Annotated in this window: 15 protein-coding genes; 8 read left to right on the forward strand and 7 right to left on the reverse strand. The window is 61.1% G+C overall.

What is annotated here, in order from left to right:
* Window positions 1-259 precede the first annotated feature (259 nt).
* Window positions 260-2,551 (forward strand): beta-glucosidase BglX, encoded by a 2,292-nt coding sequence (bglX, locus tag J3P90_RS19290; RefSeq protein ID WP_420766748.1) that lies wholly within the window; start codon window positions 260-262, stop codon window positions 2,549-2,551.
* Between the two features lie 129 nt (window positions 2,552-2,680).
* Here the strand turns inward: bglX and J3P90_RS19295 are convergent, their stop codons facing one another.
* From J3P90_RS19295 to J3P90_RS19315, 5 genes are all read right to left on the reverse strand, one after another.
* Complete coding sequence (locus J3P90_RS19295) at window positions 2,681-3,838, reverse strand: phospholipase D-like domain-containing protein (RefSeq protein ID WP_434562748.1); 1,158 nt, start codon at window positions 3,836-3,838, stop codon at window positions 2,681-2,683.
* A gap of 1 nt (window position 3,839) precedes the next feature.
* Entirely contained in the window at window positions 3,840-4,430 is a 591-nt protein-coding gene (locus tag J3P90_RS19300; protein WP_420766750.1) for a YceI family protein, read from the reverse strand.
* A gap of 231 nt (window positions 4,431-4,661) precedes the next feature.
* On the reverse strand, window positions 4,662-4,973 hold the full coding sequence (locus J3P90_RS19305; protein ID WP_434675248.1) for an amidase: 312 nt from the start codon (window positions 4,971-4,973) through the stop codon (window positions 4,662-4,664).
* Entirely contained in the window at window positions 4,970-6,064 is a 1,095-nt protein-coding gene (locus J3P90_RS19310) for a serine hydrolase domain-containing protein (protein ID WP_434675249.1), read from the reverse strand. Before J3P90_RS19310 ends, J3P90_RS19305 begins: the two co-directional genes overlap by 4 nt.
* A 162-nt stretch (window positions 6,065-6,226) precedes the next feature.
* Window positions 6,227-7,111, reverse strand: coding sequence for an acyl-CoA dehydrogenase (locus J3P90_RS19315; RefSeq protein ID WP_434675250.1), 885 nt, complete (start codon window positions 7,109-7,111; stop codon window positions 6,227-6,229).
* Window positions 7,112-7,255: 144 nt separating this feature from the next.
* Between J3P90_RS19315 and olsB the strand changes: the two genes are divergently transcribed.
* Window positions 7,256-8,011: an L-ornithine N(alpha)-acyltransferase gene (olsB, locus tag J3P90_RS19320; protein WP_434562738.1), complete on the forward strand. Its 756-nt coding sequence runs from the start codon at window positions 7,256-7,258 to the stop codon at window positions 8,009-8,011.
* Entirely contained in the window at window positions 8,011-8,805 is a 795-nt protein-coding gene (locus J3P90_RS19325; protein ID WP_434675251.1) for a lysophospholipid acyltransferase family protein, read from the forward strand. The genes olsB and J3P90_RS19325 overlap by 1 nt, the downstream gene beginning before the upstream one ends.
* Before the next feature lie 115 nt (window positions 8,806-8,920).
* On the opposite strand, the gene J3P90_RS19330 is transcribed toward J3P90_RS19325, so the two are convergent.
* Window positions 8,921-9,505 carry an ACP phosphodiesterase gene (locus tag J3P90_RS19330; protein WP_434610035.1) on the reverse strand — a complete coding sequence of 195 codons (585 nt, stop codon included), beginning with the start codon at window positions 9,503-9,505 and terminating at the stop codon, window positions 8,921-8,923.
* Between the two features lie 152 nt (window positions 9,506-9,657).
* Between J3P90_RS19330 and J3P90_RS19335 the strand changes: the two genes are divergently transcribed.
* From J3P90_RS19335 to J3P90_RS19350, 4 genes are all read left to right on the forward strand, one after another.
* Complete coding sequence (locus J3P90_RS19335) at window positions 9,658-9,960, forward strand: ArsR/SmtB family transcription factor (RefSeq protein WP_003198672.1); 303 nt, start codon at window positions 9,658-9,660, stop codon at window positions 9,958-9,960.
* A 17-nt stretch (window positions 9,961-9,977) separates the two neighbouring features.
* A complete protein-coding gene (locus J3P90_RS19340; RefSeq protein ID WP_420766757.1) occupies window positions 9,978-11,144 on the forward strand; it encodes an MFS transporter in 1,167 nt (388 codons plus the stop codon).
* A 33-nt stretch (window positions 11,145-11,177) separates the two neighbouring features.
* A complete protein-coding gene (locus tag J3P90_RS19345) occupies window positions 11,178-12,227 on the forward strand; it encodes an alkene reductase (RefSeq protein ID WP_434562730.1) in 1,050 nt (349 codons plus the stop codon).
* Window positions 12,228-12,636: 409 nt separating this feature from the next.
* Window positions 12,637-13,029, forward strand: a complete 393-nt coding sequence (locus J3P90_RS19350; protein WP_434675252.1) for a hypothetical protein — start codon at window positions 12,637-12,639, stop codon at window positions 13,027-13,029.
* 197 nt (window positions 13,030-13,226) lie between these two features.
* On the opposite strand, the gene J3P90_RS19355 is transcribed toward J3P90_RS19350, so the two are convergent.
* Window positions 13,227-13,859, reverse strand: coding sequence for a TetR family transcriptional regulator (locus tag J3P90_RS19355; RefSeq protein ID WP_420766760.1), 633 nt, complete (start codon window positions 13,857-13,859; stop codon window positions 13,227-13,229).
* 264 nt (window positions 13,860-14,123) lie between these two features.
* Between J3P90_RS19355 and J3P90_RS19360 the strand changes: the two genes are divergently transcribed.
* Window positions 14,124-15,281 (forward strand): efflux RND transporter periplasmic adaptor subunit, encoded by a 1,158-nt coding sequence (locus tag J3P90_RS19360; protein WP_434675253.1) that lies wholly within the window; start codon window positions 14,124-14,126, stop codon window positions 15,279-15,281.
* The last annotated feature ends 2 nt before the right edge of the window (window positions 15,282-15,283 follow it).

A 15,283-nucleotide genomic window follows, 5' to 3' on the forward strand; every position in this document is an offset into this window, starting at 1 on the left:
GGTGAAGCTCTCCCTTGCATTGCATTAAGAAAACACCGCCACCTATCTTACCGGCGTCTGGGGCATAATCGCCGCCGCACTGGATCGAATCGGGTCTATGGGCTAAAAGATGCGCAGTGCGAAACTAAGTTCATCGGCACAGGTTCGAAAGTGTGCTGCATTTAACTGGATAACACCCGAACAACAATAGCCGTTCCTCACATTTAGGCTGACCGGCGTGTCCTGATCACCGCCCTTTAGGCTTGCGAGAAAACTATTCATGAAGAAGCTGTGTTTGCTGGGCCTGTTTGTCAGTCTGGCCAGTCAATCCGTATTAGCCGACAACCTGCCAGCCCCCATAGAGAACAAGGACGCTTTCATCAGCAGCCTGATGAAGCAAATGACCCTCGAGGAAAAGATCGGCCAGCTGCGCCTGATCAGCATCGGCCCGGAGATGCCCCGGGAGATGATCCGCAAGGAAATCGCCGCCGGCAACATCGGAGGCACATTCAACTCCATTACCCGCGATGAGAACCGTCCGATGCAGGACGCGGCCATGCGCAGCCGGCTGAAGATCCCGATGTTCTTCGCCTATGACGTGATTCATGGCCATCGCACCATTTTCCCGATTCCCCTGGCCCTGGCCTCGAGCTGGGACATGGACGCCATCTACCGCTCCGGCCGCATCGCGGCCAAGGAAGCAGCGGCCGACAGCATCGACATCACCTTCGCGCCCATGGTCGATATCTCCCGCGATCCACGCTGGGGCCGGACCTCCGAAGGCTTCGGCGAAGACACTTATCTGGTGTCGCGCATTGCCGGGGTGATGGTCAAGGCGTTCCAGGGCACCGGCGCCAACGCCGCCGACAGCATCATGGCCAGCGTCAAGCACTTCGCCCTGTACGGCGCCGTGGAAGGCGGCCGGGACTACAACACCGTGGACATGAGCCCGGTGAAAATGTACCAGGACTACCTGCCGCCCTATCGCGCCGCCATCGACGCCGGCGCGGGCGGGGTAATGGTCGCGCTGAATTCCATCAACGGCGTACCGGCCACCGCGAACACATGGTTGATGCACGACCTGCTGCGCAAGGAATGGGGCTTCAAGGGCCTGGCCGTCAGTGACCACGGCGCGATTTTCGAGCTGATCAAGCATGGCGTCGCTCGGGACGGTCGCGAAGCGGCCAGGCTAGCGATCAAGGCCGGCATCGACATGAGCATGAACGACTCGCTCTATGGCAAGGAGCTGCCAGGGCTGCTCAAGGCGGGCGAGATCGAGCAGAGCGACCTCGACAACGCGGTGCGTGAAGTGCTGGCCGCCAAGTACGACATGGGCTTGTTCAAGGATCCGTACCTGCGTATCGGCAAGGCCGAGGACGACCCGGCCGATGTCTATGCCGACAACCGCATGCACCGCGCCGATGCCCGTGACGTGGCGCGCCGCAGCCTGGTGCTGCTGGAAAACCGCAACCAGACTCTGCCCCTGAAGAAAACCGCGAAGATCGCCCTGGTCGGCCCGCTGGCCAAGGCGCCGATCGACATGATGGGCAGTTGGGCCGCCGCCGGGCGACCGGCGTTGTCGGTCACGGTGTATGACGGCATGGCCCGCGCGTTGGGCGGTGAGTCGAAGCTGATCTATGCCCGTGGCGCCAACATCACGGGCGACAAGAAGGTGCTCGATTACCTGAACTTCCTCAACTTCGATGCCCCGGAAGTGGTGGACGATCCGCGTCCGGCCCAAGTGCTGATCGATGAAGCGGTGAAAGCCGCGAAAGAAGCGGACGTAGTCGTCGCCGCCGTGGGCGAGTCCCGTGGCATGTCCCATGAATCGTCGAGCCGTACCGAACTGAACATCCCCGCCAGCCAGCGCGAGCTGATCAAGGCCCTGAAGGCCACCGGCAAGCCGTTGGTGCTGGTGTTGATGAATGGCCGCCCGCTGTCGTTGCTGGAAGAAAAACAGCAGGCCGATGCGATCCTGGAAACCTGGTTCAGCGGTACCGAAGGCGGCAACGCCATCGCGGACGTGCTGTTCGGCGACTACAACCCGTCGGGCAAGCTGCCGATCACGTTCCCACGCTCGGTCGGGCAGATTCCGACCTACTACAACCACCTGAGCATTGGTCGGCCGTTCACGCCGGGCAAGCCAGGCAACTACACCTCGCAGTACTTCGACGACACCACCGGCCCGCTCTACCCGTTCGGCTATGGGCTGAGCTACACGACGTTCAGCCTGTCGGACATGGCCCTGTCGTCCACCACGCTGAACAAGACCGGCAAGCTCGACGCCAGCATCACTCTGGAAAACACCGGCGATCGTGACGGCGAAACCGTGGTGCAGCTGTACATCCAGGACGTTACCGGCTCGATCATCCGTCCGGTGAAGGAGCTGAAAAACTTCCGCAAGGTCATGCTCAAGGCCGGCGAGAAGAAGGTCATCCACTTCGACATCACCGAAGACGACCTGAAGTTCTTCAACGCGCAGCTCAAGTACGCGGCAGAGCCAGGCAAGTTCAACGTGCAGATCGGCCTGGATTCCCAGGACGTGAAGCAGCAGAGTTTTGAGTTGCTCTGACCCAGCAACACCGCAATACCCTGTGGGAGCGAGCTTGCTCGCGATGAGGCCCCATCAGTCACCGCATCATCGACTGTCAGGCCGCCATCGCGAGCAAGCTCGCTCCCACATTGGTTTTACGGTGGATGGTTAGCCCCGCCGATCCAGCAGATTCACCACCACCCGATCCACCAACCCCCACACCCTTTGCTTGAAGCGCTTCCACAATGGCCGGCGCTGCCAGGTGTCGAGGCTCACTTGCAGGCTCTGCTCGAAGTCCCGTTCAAAACTGGCGGCCACGGCCTTGCTCAGCCCAGAGTCCAGTGCTTCCAGGTTGGCTTCGAGGTTGAAGCGCAGGTTCCAGTGATCGAAATTGCATGAGCCAATGCTGACCCAATCGTCCACCAGCACCATTTTCAAGTGCAGGAAGCAGGGCTGGTATTCGTAGATTTTCACCCCTGCCTTGAGCAACCGTGGGTAATAGCGATGGCCTGCGTATCGCACCGATGGATGATCCGTGCGCGGGCCCGTCAGCAGCAGCCGCACGTCGATGCCTCGCGCCGCGGCCTTGCGCAAGGAGCGGCGCACGTTCCAGGTCGGCAAAAAGTATGGCGTGGCCATCCAGATGCGTTTCTGGCCGCTGTTCAATGCCCGGGATAGCGACTGCAGGATGTCGCGGTGCTGGCGGGCGTCGGCATAGGCGACCCGGCCCATGCCTTCGCCCACCGGCGGGACGCGAGGCAGACGGGGCAGGCCGAAATTGGACGCCGGTTTCCAGGCCCGTCGATGGCGGTTGGCAAGCCATTGGCGATCGAACAGCAACTGCCAGTCCAGCACCAGCGGGCCGACGATTTCCACCATCACTTCGTGCCAATCGCTTCGGTCGTCCGAAGGGTTCCAGAATTCGTCGGTGACCCCGGTACCGCCCACCACCGCCAAGCGTTGGTCGACCAACAGCAACTTGCGGTGATCGCGGTAGAGATTGCGCACCCAACGCCGCCAACTCAGGCGATTATAGAACCGCAGCTCCACGCCCGCCTGGATGAGGCGATTGCGCAGGCCCAAGGTAAATGCCAGGCTGCCATAGTCATCGAACAGACAGCGCACGCGCACCCCGCGCTCGGCCGCCTGGACAAGGGCCTGGACCATCGCCTCGGCGCAAGCGCCCGCTTCCACCAGGTACAACTCCAGTTCGACCTGTTCCTGGGCGCGGGCGATTTCCACCAGCATGCGCGGGAAAAATTGCGGGCCGTCGATCAACAGCTCGAAGCGATTGCCTTCACGCCAGGGAAAGACCGGGCCGCTCATGTCAGCGCGCCGTGAAAATCAGCACCGCACTCACCGGCACCGACAGGCTGATGGTCGACAATCCGGCCAGGTCGCGCAGCTTCTCCAACCCCGGCGCCAGGTCGAAATCCGCCGCGTTGAGCACCACCGGTTCCAGGGTCACGACCTGGAAACGCCGCTCATCCAGGCGAGTCGCCAGCAGTTGGACGTTGTACTCATGCTGCTTGCCATGCAGGTCCACGGTCACCGGCAGGCGCAGTTCCAGTTGCGCGCCGTTGGCCAGGTCCTGGATCGGCATCAGGTCGAGCTGCGCGGTGATGGTGGCTTCGGCGAATTGCTTGATATCGAACAACTCGGCGCGCATGCGCTCGTCCCGCAGGGGGATACCGCTGTTGATGGATTCGAGTTCGACCTCCAGCCGTGCCTGGCCCTTGGGCTGGACCTGCCCATGAAGCACCAAAAAACGCTGGACTTCGGAGACATTGCCGTTTTTGCTGCTGATAAAGGACAGTCGCGATGACTCACCATCCAGGTACCAGTCGGCCTGGGCCGGCAGCGTGGCGCAGGCCAGGAGCAAGGTGGTGACAGCGCGAGAAAATAACCGCTTGAACATACAGACTCGGGGGGCAGATAAACCTGTGGCGAACCTTAACCGGGCCGAGGGCGCTTGCAAACTGTCTGTTTCACAACATCGCTGCTTCCAACATAACCCAGTGGCGAGGGAGCTTGCTCCCGCTGGGCTGTGAAGCAGCCCCAAGTCGCGATTGACTGAAGGATTTGCGAGCGCTGCGCACTCGAGCGGGAGCAAGCCCCCTCGCCACAAAAGGCATCGCTGAAACAGCATTCAGGGTTCTAACCGACAGCCTTCCCGCTCCCCCATCCACCGCGCACTGTGGCTACGCCCCAAGCCGCTGACTGTGATGCGTTTTGCTTCGACGGTCTCGAGGAAATCGCTGATCGGCACCGACTGCTTCACATAGCCGCGGCAATAGTCGGCCGGTTGCCGCATCACATAGCGGCACGAGCAGTATTCCTTCGCGGTATAGGCGCTGATGATGTCGGGGAACGCCCGCAAGGCCACCCGCTCTTGCCAGCCCCAACCGAACAGGCCAACAAGCAACATCGACAAAAGAATGAGCACTACCCTACGCTTCATGGCTGCACCGTCCCGGCGAAGGCCGCCATGGCACGCTTGAGCAGCTCGTTGTGGCGATAGGTGCCGTCGCGGTCATCGCCGTAGCGCACGATCACCAGCCTGGCGCTGGGGATGACATACAGCGCCTGGCCCCAATGGCCCAGGGCGGCGAACGTATCCGGCGGCGCGTCGGGCCACGGGCGGATCGACGGGTCGGCGCCGCGATTGAGCCACCAGTGTCCGCCAGGCACGGCTTCGTCCTGGCCCGCCTGAAACCGAGCGAAAGGCTCGCGGTTGAAGGCAATCCAATCCTTGGGAATCAATTGCCGGTCGCCCCAACGGCCATCGCGCTGCATCAGCAGGCCGACACGCGCCAGGTCCCGGGCGGTGAGATAGGCATAGGACGAACCGACAAACGTGCCGCTGGCGTCGGTTTCCCAGGTCGCATGGCGGATGCCCAGCGGCTCGAACAAGGCCGTCCAGGGGTAATCGGCATAACGCGCCGGGCCGACGATATTTTTCAGGGCTGCCGCCAGCAGATTGCTGTCGCCGCTGGAATAACGGAACACCTGCCCGGGTGGGCTGAAGCTTTCGTGCCTGGCGGTGAACGCGGCCATGGCGTGGCGCCCACGGGTATAGAGCATCGCCACGACCGAGGAATTGAGTGGCGCGTATTCATAGTCTTCTTGCCAGTCCAGGCCAGACGCCCAATGAAAAAGATCGGCCAGGGTCATGTCCGGATGTCGCTTGAGCGGCGGGTAGTACTGGGCGGCTGGATCATCCAGGGCAAAGCGTTTTTCACCGTAGGCGACGCCGAACACCGTCGCCAGCAGGCTTTTACTGATGGACCAGGTCAGGTGCGGGGTCTGTGCGTCAGTCGGTCCGGCGTAGCGTTCGTAGACCAGTCGACCGTCCTGGATAACCACCAGCGCGTCGGTGCGGATGCCTTGGCGGGTGGCATCGTCCCTGGGTGCAAAAGCGTAATGCGCCAAGGCTTCGATGGCCGGCCCACTCGAGGCCTGGCCGGTCGGCCATTGTTCGCCAGGCCAGACTTCGGCGCGGGCCGTCAGGGTCAGCAGCAGGAGCGAAAGCAACAACCAGCCTTTGGGCATGCGCGGGGCTCGCAGAGGTGAACTTGCAGAGCCTATTCAGACTTGATGACAGTTTAAGTTTTGGTGTTCGAAAGGACGCCATCGCGAGCAAGCTCGCTCCCACAGCGACCTTATGCGCGACGCAAAGCCCCGAAAGAGCGAGCTTGCTCGCGATGAGGCCCTTCAAATCGACGAAGACCCCAACGCCTTGTCCAACCGCTTGGCCCGCGCCCCCGCCGCGATGTCCATCACCGCCTTGTCACGCCTCCACATCTCACGCCACGCCGCCGGCCCATCGGCCAAGGCATCGTCCAACTCAGCATCGAGCCCTTTGAATTGGGCGAACAGCCCACCCAGCAATACATGCGCGACAGCACTCGAAGGGTTGTGGCGACTCGTCTGCGCGCAACCGGCGAGCAACGCCAACAGACGCAGTTGCAACGGCCGGGGCCAGCCGCATTCTTGCCCTAAGCCGTACAACCAGGCGGTCATCGCACTGAGCACGTAGACATCTTCCAAGGTGCGAAACGGTTTGACGTAGACGTCCCAGCCGTCGCCGGGGAGCAATTGGCACAGCGCACCGTCCAGCAACATCCGGCCATGGCTGATATCCGGCATGAACGGCAACGTCGGCAACTTTTCCAGCGTCACGCCCGGTTCGCCCGCATGCACCACCGCCAGGTTCAATCGCGGCGCCTCGCCGGGGGCCTCGCTTCGGGCCGCGACCAGCAACCACTCGGCGGCATCGCCCGCGGTGACAAAATCCTTGCGCCCGCTCAGCCGCAAGTCGGCGAGTCGGGTCTGCATGTCCGCCGGGCGCAAGCTGCGCTGCTCGGTGGCGCACAACGCACCGAGGCTTTGGGGCGCGCTCGGCCAAAGCGCCCGCAACGCCGCTTGGTAACCCACCAGAAACGCCAACCCGGGCGTGGCCATCGACCGACCGCCGACCACGGCCAACTCGAACGGCGTCACCGACCCCAAGCGATGCAGCAACGCGGCATAACCTTCGGCCAGATCCGCACAGGCGGGCAGCCGCTCGCCGCGTTCGATCAGGGTTTGCCAAGGCATCTGGGCCTCCTTGTGGGCTGTCATATAAGCATCACCAAAGCTTCATGGCGATGACACCGGGGCTACATAGCCTGACTTTGCACAACATGGCTGCATAAAGAAAGTCGACAGGCTGCAACTGAACAGCCCGCACGGAGATTCGCTATGACCCAGATCGCCCGCATCAGCGACACCGGCAATGAACGCCGCCTGCAAGCCGAACGCCTGATCGGCGCCCAGGCCTTGCAAGAAGCACAGGCCCTGCGCTTCAACGTCTTCAGCGGCGAATTCAACGCCAAGCTCAAGGGCGCGGAGATGGGTCTGGACATGGATGACTATGATGTTCACTGCGCTCACATTGGCGTACGCGACCTGAACACTGGGCGCCTCGTGGCCACCACTCGCCTGCTCGACCACCAGGCCGCCAGCAGCCTGGGCCGGTTCTACAGCGAAGAAGAATTCGCCCTCCACGGCCTAATTCATCTCCAAGGCCCGATTCTGGAAATAGGCCGTACCTGCGTGGACCCGGCCTACCGCAACGGCGGTACCATCGCGGTGCTCTGGGGCGAGTTGGCCGAAGTCCTCAATCAAGGCGGCTACAGCTACTTGATGGGTTGCGCAAGCATCCCGATGCAGGACGGCGGCATCCAGGCCCAGGCAATCATGCAGCGCCTGCGCGAGCGCTACCTGTGCACCGAACACCTGCAAGCGGTGCCGAAAAAGCCGTTGCCGGCTTTGGACGTCCCGTCCAACGTCATCGCCGAAATGCCCCCGCTGCTCAAGGCCTACATGCGCCTGGGGGCGAAAATCTGCGGCGAGCCCTGCTGGGATGAAGACTTCCAGGTGGCCGACGTGTTTATCCTGCTCAAGCGCGACGAGCTCTGCCCGCGTTATGCCCGTCACTTCAAGGCGGCGGTCTGATGAGCCGGTTGCGGGTGTACGCGCGAGTCGCACGAGTATTGCTGGTCGTCACCCTGGGCCTGGCCATGGCCAGTGTGTTCGGGATGCTGGAACGTCTGGGACTCGCTCATTCGATGGTGCGCCGCCAGCGCTGGTCGCGTTTCTTCATGGCGCGGCTGACCAATGCCCTGCCCTTTCGCGTCACCGTCCATGGGCAACTGCCGAAACAGCCGATGCTGTGGGTCAGCAACCACGTGTCCTGGACCGATATCCCACTGCTGGGCATGCTCACGCCCCTGTCGTTCCTGTCCAAGGCCGAAGTGCGTACCTGGCCGGTCGCCGGATGGCTGGCAGCCAAGGCCGGCAGCCTGTTCATCCGTCGTGGTTCGGGCGACAGTCAGTTGATTCGCAAGCAGATGAGCCGTCACCTGGAGCAGGCCTATCCGCTGCTCATGTTCCCCGAAGGCACCACCACCGACGGCCGCACGCTGCGCACTTTCCACGGCCGCCTGTTGTCGGCGGCCATCGATGCCGACGTGGCCTTGCAACCGGTGGCGATCCGTTACCTGCGCAAGGGCGAACCCGATTTGCTGGCGCCGTTCATTGGCGATGACGATCTGCTGTCGCACCTGATGCGATTGTTCGCCAATGATCGTGGCGATGTGGAAATCCATCTCTTGGAGCCGATTGCTTGCCACGGCCAGGAACGCGCGGCCCTGGCTTTCCAGGCCCAACAAGCGGTACACAAAGCATTGTTCGGCAAAATGCCCGAGAAGCAGACAATTCCGGTTCGGCCCGCGGCGATTGCGGCTTGATCCAGGATATTGTGCAGTTCCCCCTGTGGGAGCGAGCCTGCTCGCGAAGACGGCGCATCAGTCGATAAATATATTAGCTGACACACCGCTTTCGCGAGCAGGCTCGCTCCCACAGTTAGTTTTGTGGCGTGACTTGGCCCAGCGCAAAATCCTGCAACTGCGGATAGAACAACCGAAAGTCTTCGCTCAACGGCTCATAGAGCCTGACCAGTTCTGACATCGCCCCCGCCAGTTCCTCCGGCCGCGATAGCCGCCGGGAAATGCCGCGCAGCACCTGGCCCAGCACCTCGAATTCCGTATACGACCCCAGCCAGTCGTCCGCCGCCATATAAGGTGCGATCTGCGCCAGCCGCCCCGGCAGTTGCGGTTCAGCAGCGAGGACCTGATAGACCCGGGAAGTGAAGTCCATCAGCGGTCCTTCGCTGTACAGCGTCCAATCCCGGGCCAGGCAATGGTCGAAGAATACATCCAGCACGATCCCGGCATAACGCCGCCGCACCGTGGAGAAACGCGACAAGGCGATATCCACCAGCGGATGGCGATCGGTGTACATGTCGATGCGTCGATGCAGGGCAATCGCCGCTTCGATCCGCGGGTTGAATTGGCCCTGCAGCGGCCCTTTGACGAAGTCGCCATAAAGGCTGCCGAGCAGTTGTTCCCGGCCAGGGCCGCCGAGGTGCAGGTGCGCGAGATAGTTCATGGCCCGCAGCTTAGCACCCCGACGCCTATATCGTTATAACCCGATATAGCGATTTCTAAGATCTTCAGATCAAATACATATTGGTATATCGCGAAGCAACGATTTAAGGTTCGCCTCATCGCGATATAGCGTTATTCATGTGAGCTGCCCCAATGACCCTCGACCTCGACGAAATAATAAAAGCCCTGGCACACCCAGTACGGCGAGACATCCTCAACTGGCTCAAGGACCCCAAGGTCCAGTTTCCCGAACAGTTGCACAACCACGAATTCGGCATCTGCGCGGGCCAGATCGACCAGCGCTGCGGCCTGTCGCAGTCCACGGTTTCGGCGCATCTGGCGGTGTTGCAACGGGCCGGGTTGATCACCAGCCAGAAGGTCGGCCAATGGCACTTCTTCAAACGCAACGAGGAAGTGATCCAGCAGTTCCTCAAGCAAATGAGCCAAGAGCTCTAAACCGACAAGGATTCGAAATGCCCCTTTCACTCTTGATTCTGGCGCTTAGCGCCTTCGCCATCGGCACGACGGAATTCGTCATCATGGGCCTGTTGCCCGATGTGGCGGCGGACCTGGGCGTATCGATTCCCGGCGCCGGCTGGTTGGTGACCGGCTACGCCCTGGGCGTGGCCATCGGTGCGCCGTTCATGGCCCTGGCCACCGCGCGACTGCCGCGCAAGGCTGCGTTGGTGGCATTGATGGGGATTTTCATTGTCGGCAACCTGCTCTGCGCAGTAGCCAGCGACTACAACGTGCTGATGTTTGCCCGAGTCGTCACCGCCCTCTGCCACGGTGCGTTCTTTGGCATAGGCTCGGTCGTCGCCGCCGGCCTGGTGGCGCCCAACAAGCGTGCCTCGGCCGTGGCCCTGATGTTCACCGGCCTGACCCTGGCCAATGTGCTTGGCGTACCGCTGGGCACTGCATTGGGCCAGCAAGCCGGCTGGCGCTCGACCTTCTGGGCCGTGACGATCATCGGCGTGATTGCCCTGATCGGCCTGATCCGCTTCCTGCCGGCCAAGCGCGACGAGGAAAAACTCGACATGCGTTCAGAGCTGGTGGCGCTCAAGGGCGCCGGCTTGTGGCTGTCGTTGAGCATGACCGCGCTGTTCTCCGCCTCGGTATTCACCCTGTTCACCTACGTCGCCCCGCTGCTCGGCGAAGTGACCGGCGTGTCGCCCCGTGGCGTGACCTGGACCCTGGTACTGATCGGCCTCGGCCTGACCCTGGGCAACATCATTGGCGGCAAGCTGGCGGACAAGAGCCTGGCGAACACGCTGATGGGCGTATTCCTGACCATGGCCGTCGTGTCCACCGTCCTGAGCTGGACCAGCGTGGCGCTGATCCCGACCGAGATAACGCTGTTCCTGTGGGCCACCGCCTGCTTCGCCGCCGTGCCGGCCCTGCAGGTCAACGTGGTGACCTTCGGCAAAGACGCGCCCAACCTGGTGTCCACCTTGAATATCGGCGCCTTCAATATTGGCAATGCCTTGGGCGCCTGGGTCGGCGGCACTGTCATCGACCATGGCCTGGGCCTGACCACCGTGCCCCTCGCCGCCGGCGCGCTGGCCGTGCTGGCGCTGCTGGTGACCCTGATCACTTTCCGTCAGGGCGGCCATGCCGACCTGGCACCTGCCACTCACTGACTTCTGATCCTTCACTTTGCGAGGTTGTATTTCATGGCAACAATTTTCGACCCCATCAAACTCGGCGATATCGAGCTGAAGAACCGCATCATCATGGCCCCGCTTACCCGCTGCCGCGCCGACGCAGGCCGCGTACCCAACGCCTTGATGGCCGAATACTACGTGCAACGCGCTTCCGCCGGCCTGATCCTCAGCGAAGCCACGTCGGTCACGCCAATGGGCGTGGGTTATCCGGACACCCCTGGCATCTGGTCCAACGACCAGGTACGCGGCTGGGCCAACGTGACCAAAGCCATCCACGGCGCCGGCGGCAAGATCTTCCTGCAGCTCTGGCATGTGGGCCGGATCTCCCACCCTTCCTACCTGGACGGCGAACTTCCAGTGGCACCGAGCGCCATCCAGCCCAAGGGCCACGTAAGCTTGGTTCGCCCGTTGGCTGACTACCCGACACCGCGAGCACTGGAAACCGCTGAAATCGCCGACATCGTCGATGCCTACCGCGTCGGTGCCGAAAACGCCAAGGCCGCCGGTTTCGACGGGGTGGAAATCCATGGTGCCAACGGCTACCTGCTCGACCAGTTCCTGCAAAGCAGCACCAACCAGCGCACCGATCACTACGGCGGCTCCCTGGAAAACCGCGCTCGCCTGCTGCTGGAAGTCACCGATGCGGCCATCGAAGTCTGGGGCGCCGGCCGCGTGGGCGTACACCTGGCGCCGCGCGCCGACTCCCATGACATGGGCGACGAGAACCGTCTGGAAACCTTCAGCTATGTCGCCCGCGAGCTGGGCAAGCGTGGCATCGCCTTTATCTGCTCCCGCGAGAAAGAAGGCGACGACAGCATCGGCCCACAACTCAAGCAAGCCTTCGGCGGCCCGTACATTGCCAACGAGCGCTTCACCAAGGAAAGCGCCAACGCCTGGCTGGCAGCAGGCAAGGCGGACGCCGTGGCGTTTGGCGTGCCATTCATTGCCAACCCGGACCTGCCGGCACGCTTGAAAGCCGACGCGCCATTGAACGAGCCGCATCCGGAAACCTTCTACGGGAAAGGCCCGGTGGGTTATATCGATTACCCTGTACTTTAATCTCCACCTCTATAAAAGCCCTGCCTCGAAAGAGCCAGGGCTTTTTTAATTTCCAATATTCGGTCAAACATAAGAACTTTGTAATCAAGGCAAAGCCGCTCATTATCGGGAACAGTGAGCGCATACGGCGTTCCCCTCTGCCATTGAAAGGCAACATTGAAAAAAGGAATTTGAGAATGAATGACGCGACGGACAGCACGCCACCGGCCAATAACGACCTTATCGAGAGACTCCTTTCACAGTTCCGCTTTTTGCCCTTGTCAGTCTTGTACGAGCAATTCAAGTCACTCGACACGACAGAGTACGCCGAGGCACTTAACGCCTTGATAGAAAAGATAAAAAGAACGATGAGGTCGACCGGAAGATTCAAGCCTGGGAGCAAGAAAAGATTCGCCAGGATAAAACCCGATTGCTGGTCAAGATATTCAACCACACCGACCAGGCTTTTCAATTTCGCGAAAATAACCTCAACCTGAACGCCATTGATCATGACTTCTTCAATATCCGTCGCGGGGATATCCAGGCGTTGAAATTCGACTTCTCGTACGTCAGGACATTGCGCAGCCGTAGCAAGGATATGTTCCAACACTTCATTGTGTTTGGCGACAAACAATGTGGATTCCGCTTCGATTTCGGCTTACGGGTGGAGACTTCTTTTGGCGTTTTCACCCCCACCCTGACACCGGTACGGACCCATAACGTGACCTCTATTGGCGCAACGCCCGTCAATTGCACAACTCGCATCACGCACGCGGCGGAGGGAGAACCCTACGGCTTTACCGTAGAAATCGTAATTAGCTGAATACTGCCCCGTCAGGCCAACCCGATGGGGCACATATTTCCACTTTGTAAGCGCACCGGGCCACTGCGCTTACAACCGCGAAACAATTTTCCTACAAAATTCGCCACCGATTTTATATACCCTTGGCCGACGTCAGTTTATAAAGCCTTTCTCACGCGCCCGTATTGACACAAACCGATTCAATTACGCATTTTGTTTCATTTGCGAAGGCTAGGGCTCAGGTGCAGCATATCCAGCCCGATGTCCACCCAGCGTTCGGCTTCATTCGCCAGGGCGAAACTGTCTGGAGCCAGCAACCACTGGTAAAGAATGCCGTCGATATAGGCATGGATGGCAACCGCCGCCCTTTCGGGATTGAGGTCATCCGGCAACTGGCCGCGTTTCATTGCATTGCGCAACGACAAGGCGATACGCACGTTGCAGTCGAGGCTGACTTCACGTCGCTGCTGGCGCAAATCGCACATTTCATCGGTGAACTCGCACTTATGGAACAGAATCTCATTGATGCGCCGGGTTTTCGGGTCCAGGGCCACCTGCTGGAACAACCGTACCAACAACTTGCGCACGCACCCCAGGGGATCAAGCTCTTCCTCGTTTTCGCTCGCGCGGGCCAATTCATCGAGCGGTTCATGCAGCGTATCGAGCATGGCCTGGAGCAGATCCGCCTTGTTGCTGAAATGCCAATAGATGGCGCCCCGTGTCACACCGGCGAGCGTCGCGATATCGGCCAGCGTGGTACGCGCAACGCCTCGCTCGAAGAAGGCTTTTTCGGCCGCTTCGAGTATCTGGCTGCGAGTCTCCAAGGCTTCCTCTTTGGTACGACGGACCATGGCAGTAAACACCTCAATCAGGATGCGTAAGCAATGCGTAAGGATCAGCAGGACAATCTATAGGCAACGTCTGCCTGCACGCGTCCCCGGTCCGCATTGGCCTTTGTCAGGCTTTTGTAAATCCGGATGGTACGCAATTTGGCTGTTTACAAACAACCGTGTACGTAAGTATATTTCTTAGCATCCTACTAATTGCTTATCTGGCTCTTTTTTCACCTTTCACTTTCGAGCGCGCCTGTTACGCGCCTGGACCCGAGGATTTCCATGCAATTCAAGCCAGCTGTTACCGCTCTGGTCACTGCCATCGCCCTGGCATCGCTGCTCAGCGGATGCAAAAAGGAAGAGGCTGCACCCGCGCCTCCCCCTCCTCAGGTCGGCGTCGTAACCCTCAAGACCCAGCCTTTTGCCCTGACCTCTGAACTGCCGGGCCGCACCAGTGCGTTCCGCGTTGCCGAAGTGCGTCCTCAGGTCAATGGCATCATCCTCAAGCGCCTGTTCAAGGAAGGCGCCGACGTCAAGGCCGGCCAGCAGCTGTACCAGATCGACCCCGCCGTTTACGAAGCGAACCTCAAGAGCGCCGAGGCCAACCTGCGTTCCACCAAGTCGATCGCTGATCGCTACAAGCAATTGGTTGATGAACAAGCCGTGAGCCGCCAGGAATACGACACTGCCGAGGCCAATCGCCTGGAGTCGGAAGCCAGCCTGCAGACCGCGCAGATCAATGTGCGGTACACCAAGGTCTATGCGCCGATTTCAGGTCGCATCGGACGTTCCTCGGTGACCGAAGGCGCGCTGGTCAGCAACGGGCAGACCGATGCCCTGGCGACCATCCAGCAACTCGACCCGATCTATGTCGACGTGACGCAAAGCTCCGTCGAACTCCTGCAACTGCGCCGCGAGCTGGAAAGCGGCCGCCTGCAGAAGGCCGGCGACAACGCCGCCATGGTCAAGCTGACCCTGGAAGACGGCAGCCAGTACCCCCATGAAGGCAAGCTCGAATTCTCCGAAGTCTCGGTCGACCAGACCACCGGCTCCGTGACCTTGCGCGCCGTGTTCCCCAACCCCGACCACACGTTGCTGCCGGGCATGTTTGTCCACGCGCAACTGCAGGCTGGCGTGAACAGCGCGGCGATCCTGGCACCGCAGCAAGGCGTGACCCGCGACCTCAAGGGTACGCCGACCGCCATGGTCGTGGGCGCCGATAACAAGGTCGAACTGCGTCAGCTCAAGGCCAGCCGCACCGTTGGCAACCAATGGCTGATCGAAGACGGCCTCAAGGCCGGTGATCGCCTGATCACCGAAGGGTTGCAGTACGTACGGCCAGGGGTAGAAGTCAAAGCCACCGAAGCCACCAACGTTGGCGCTAAGAACCCGGCCCCCGCTCAGGCAGCTGACAAAGCCGCCGGCGGCAAAGGGGAGTAAAC

Source organism: Pseudomonas sp. D3-10 (assembly GCF_051132175.1).
Lineage (GTDB): Bacteria > Pseudomonadota > Gammaproteobacteria > Pseudomonadales > Pseudomonadaceae > Aquipseudomonas.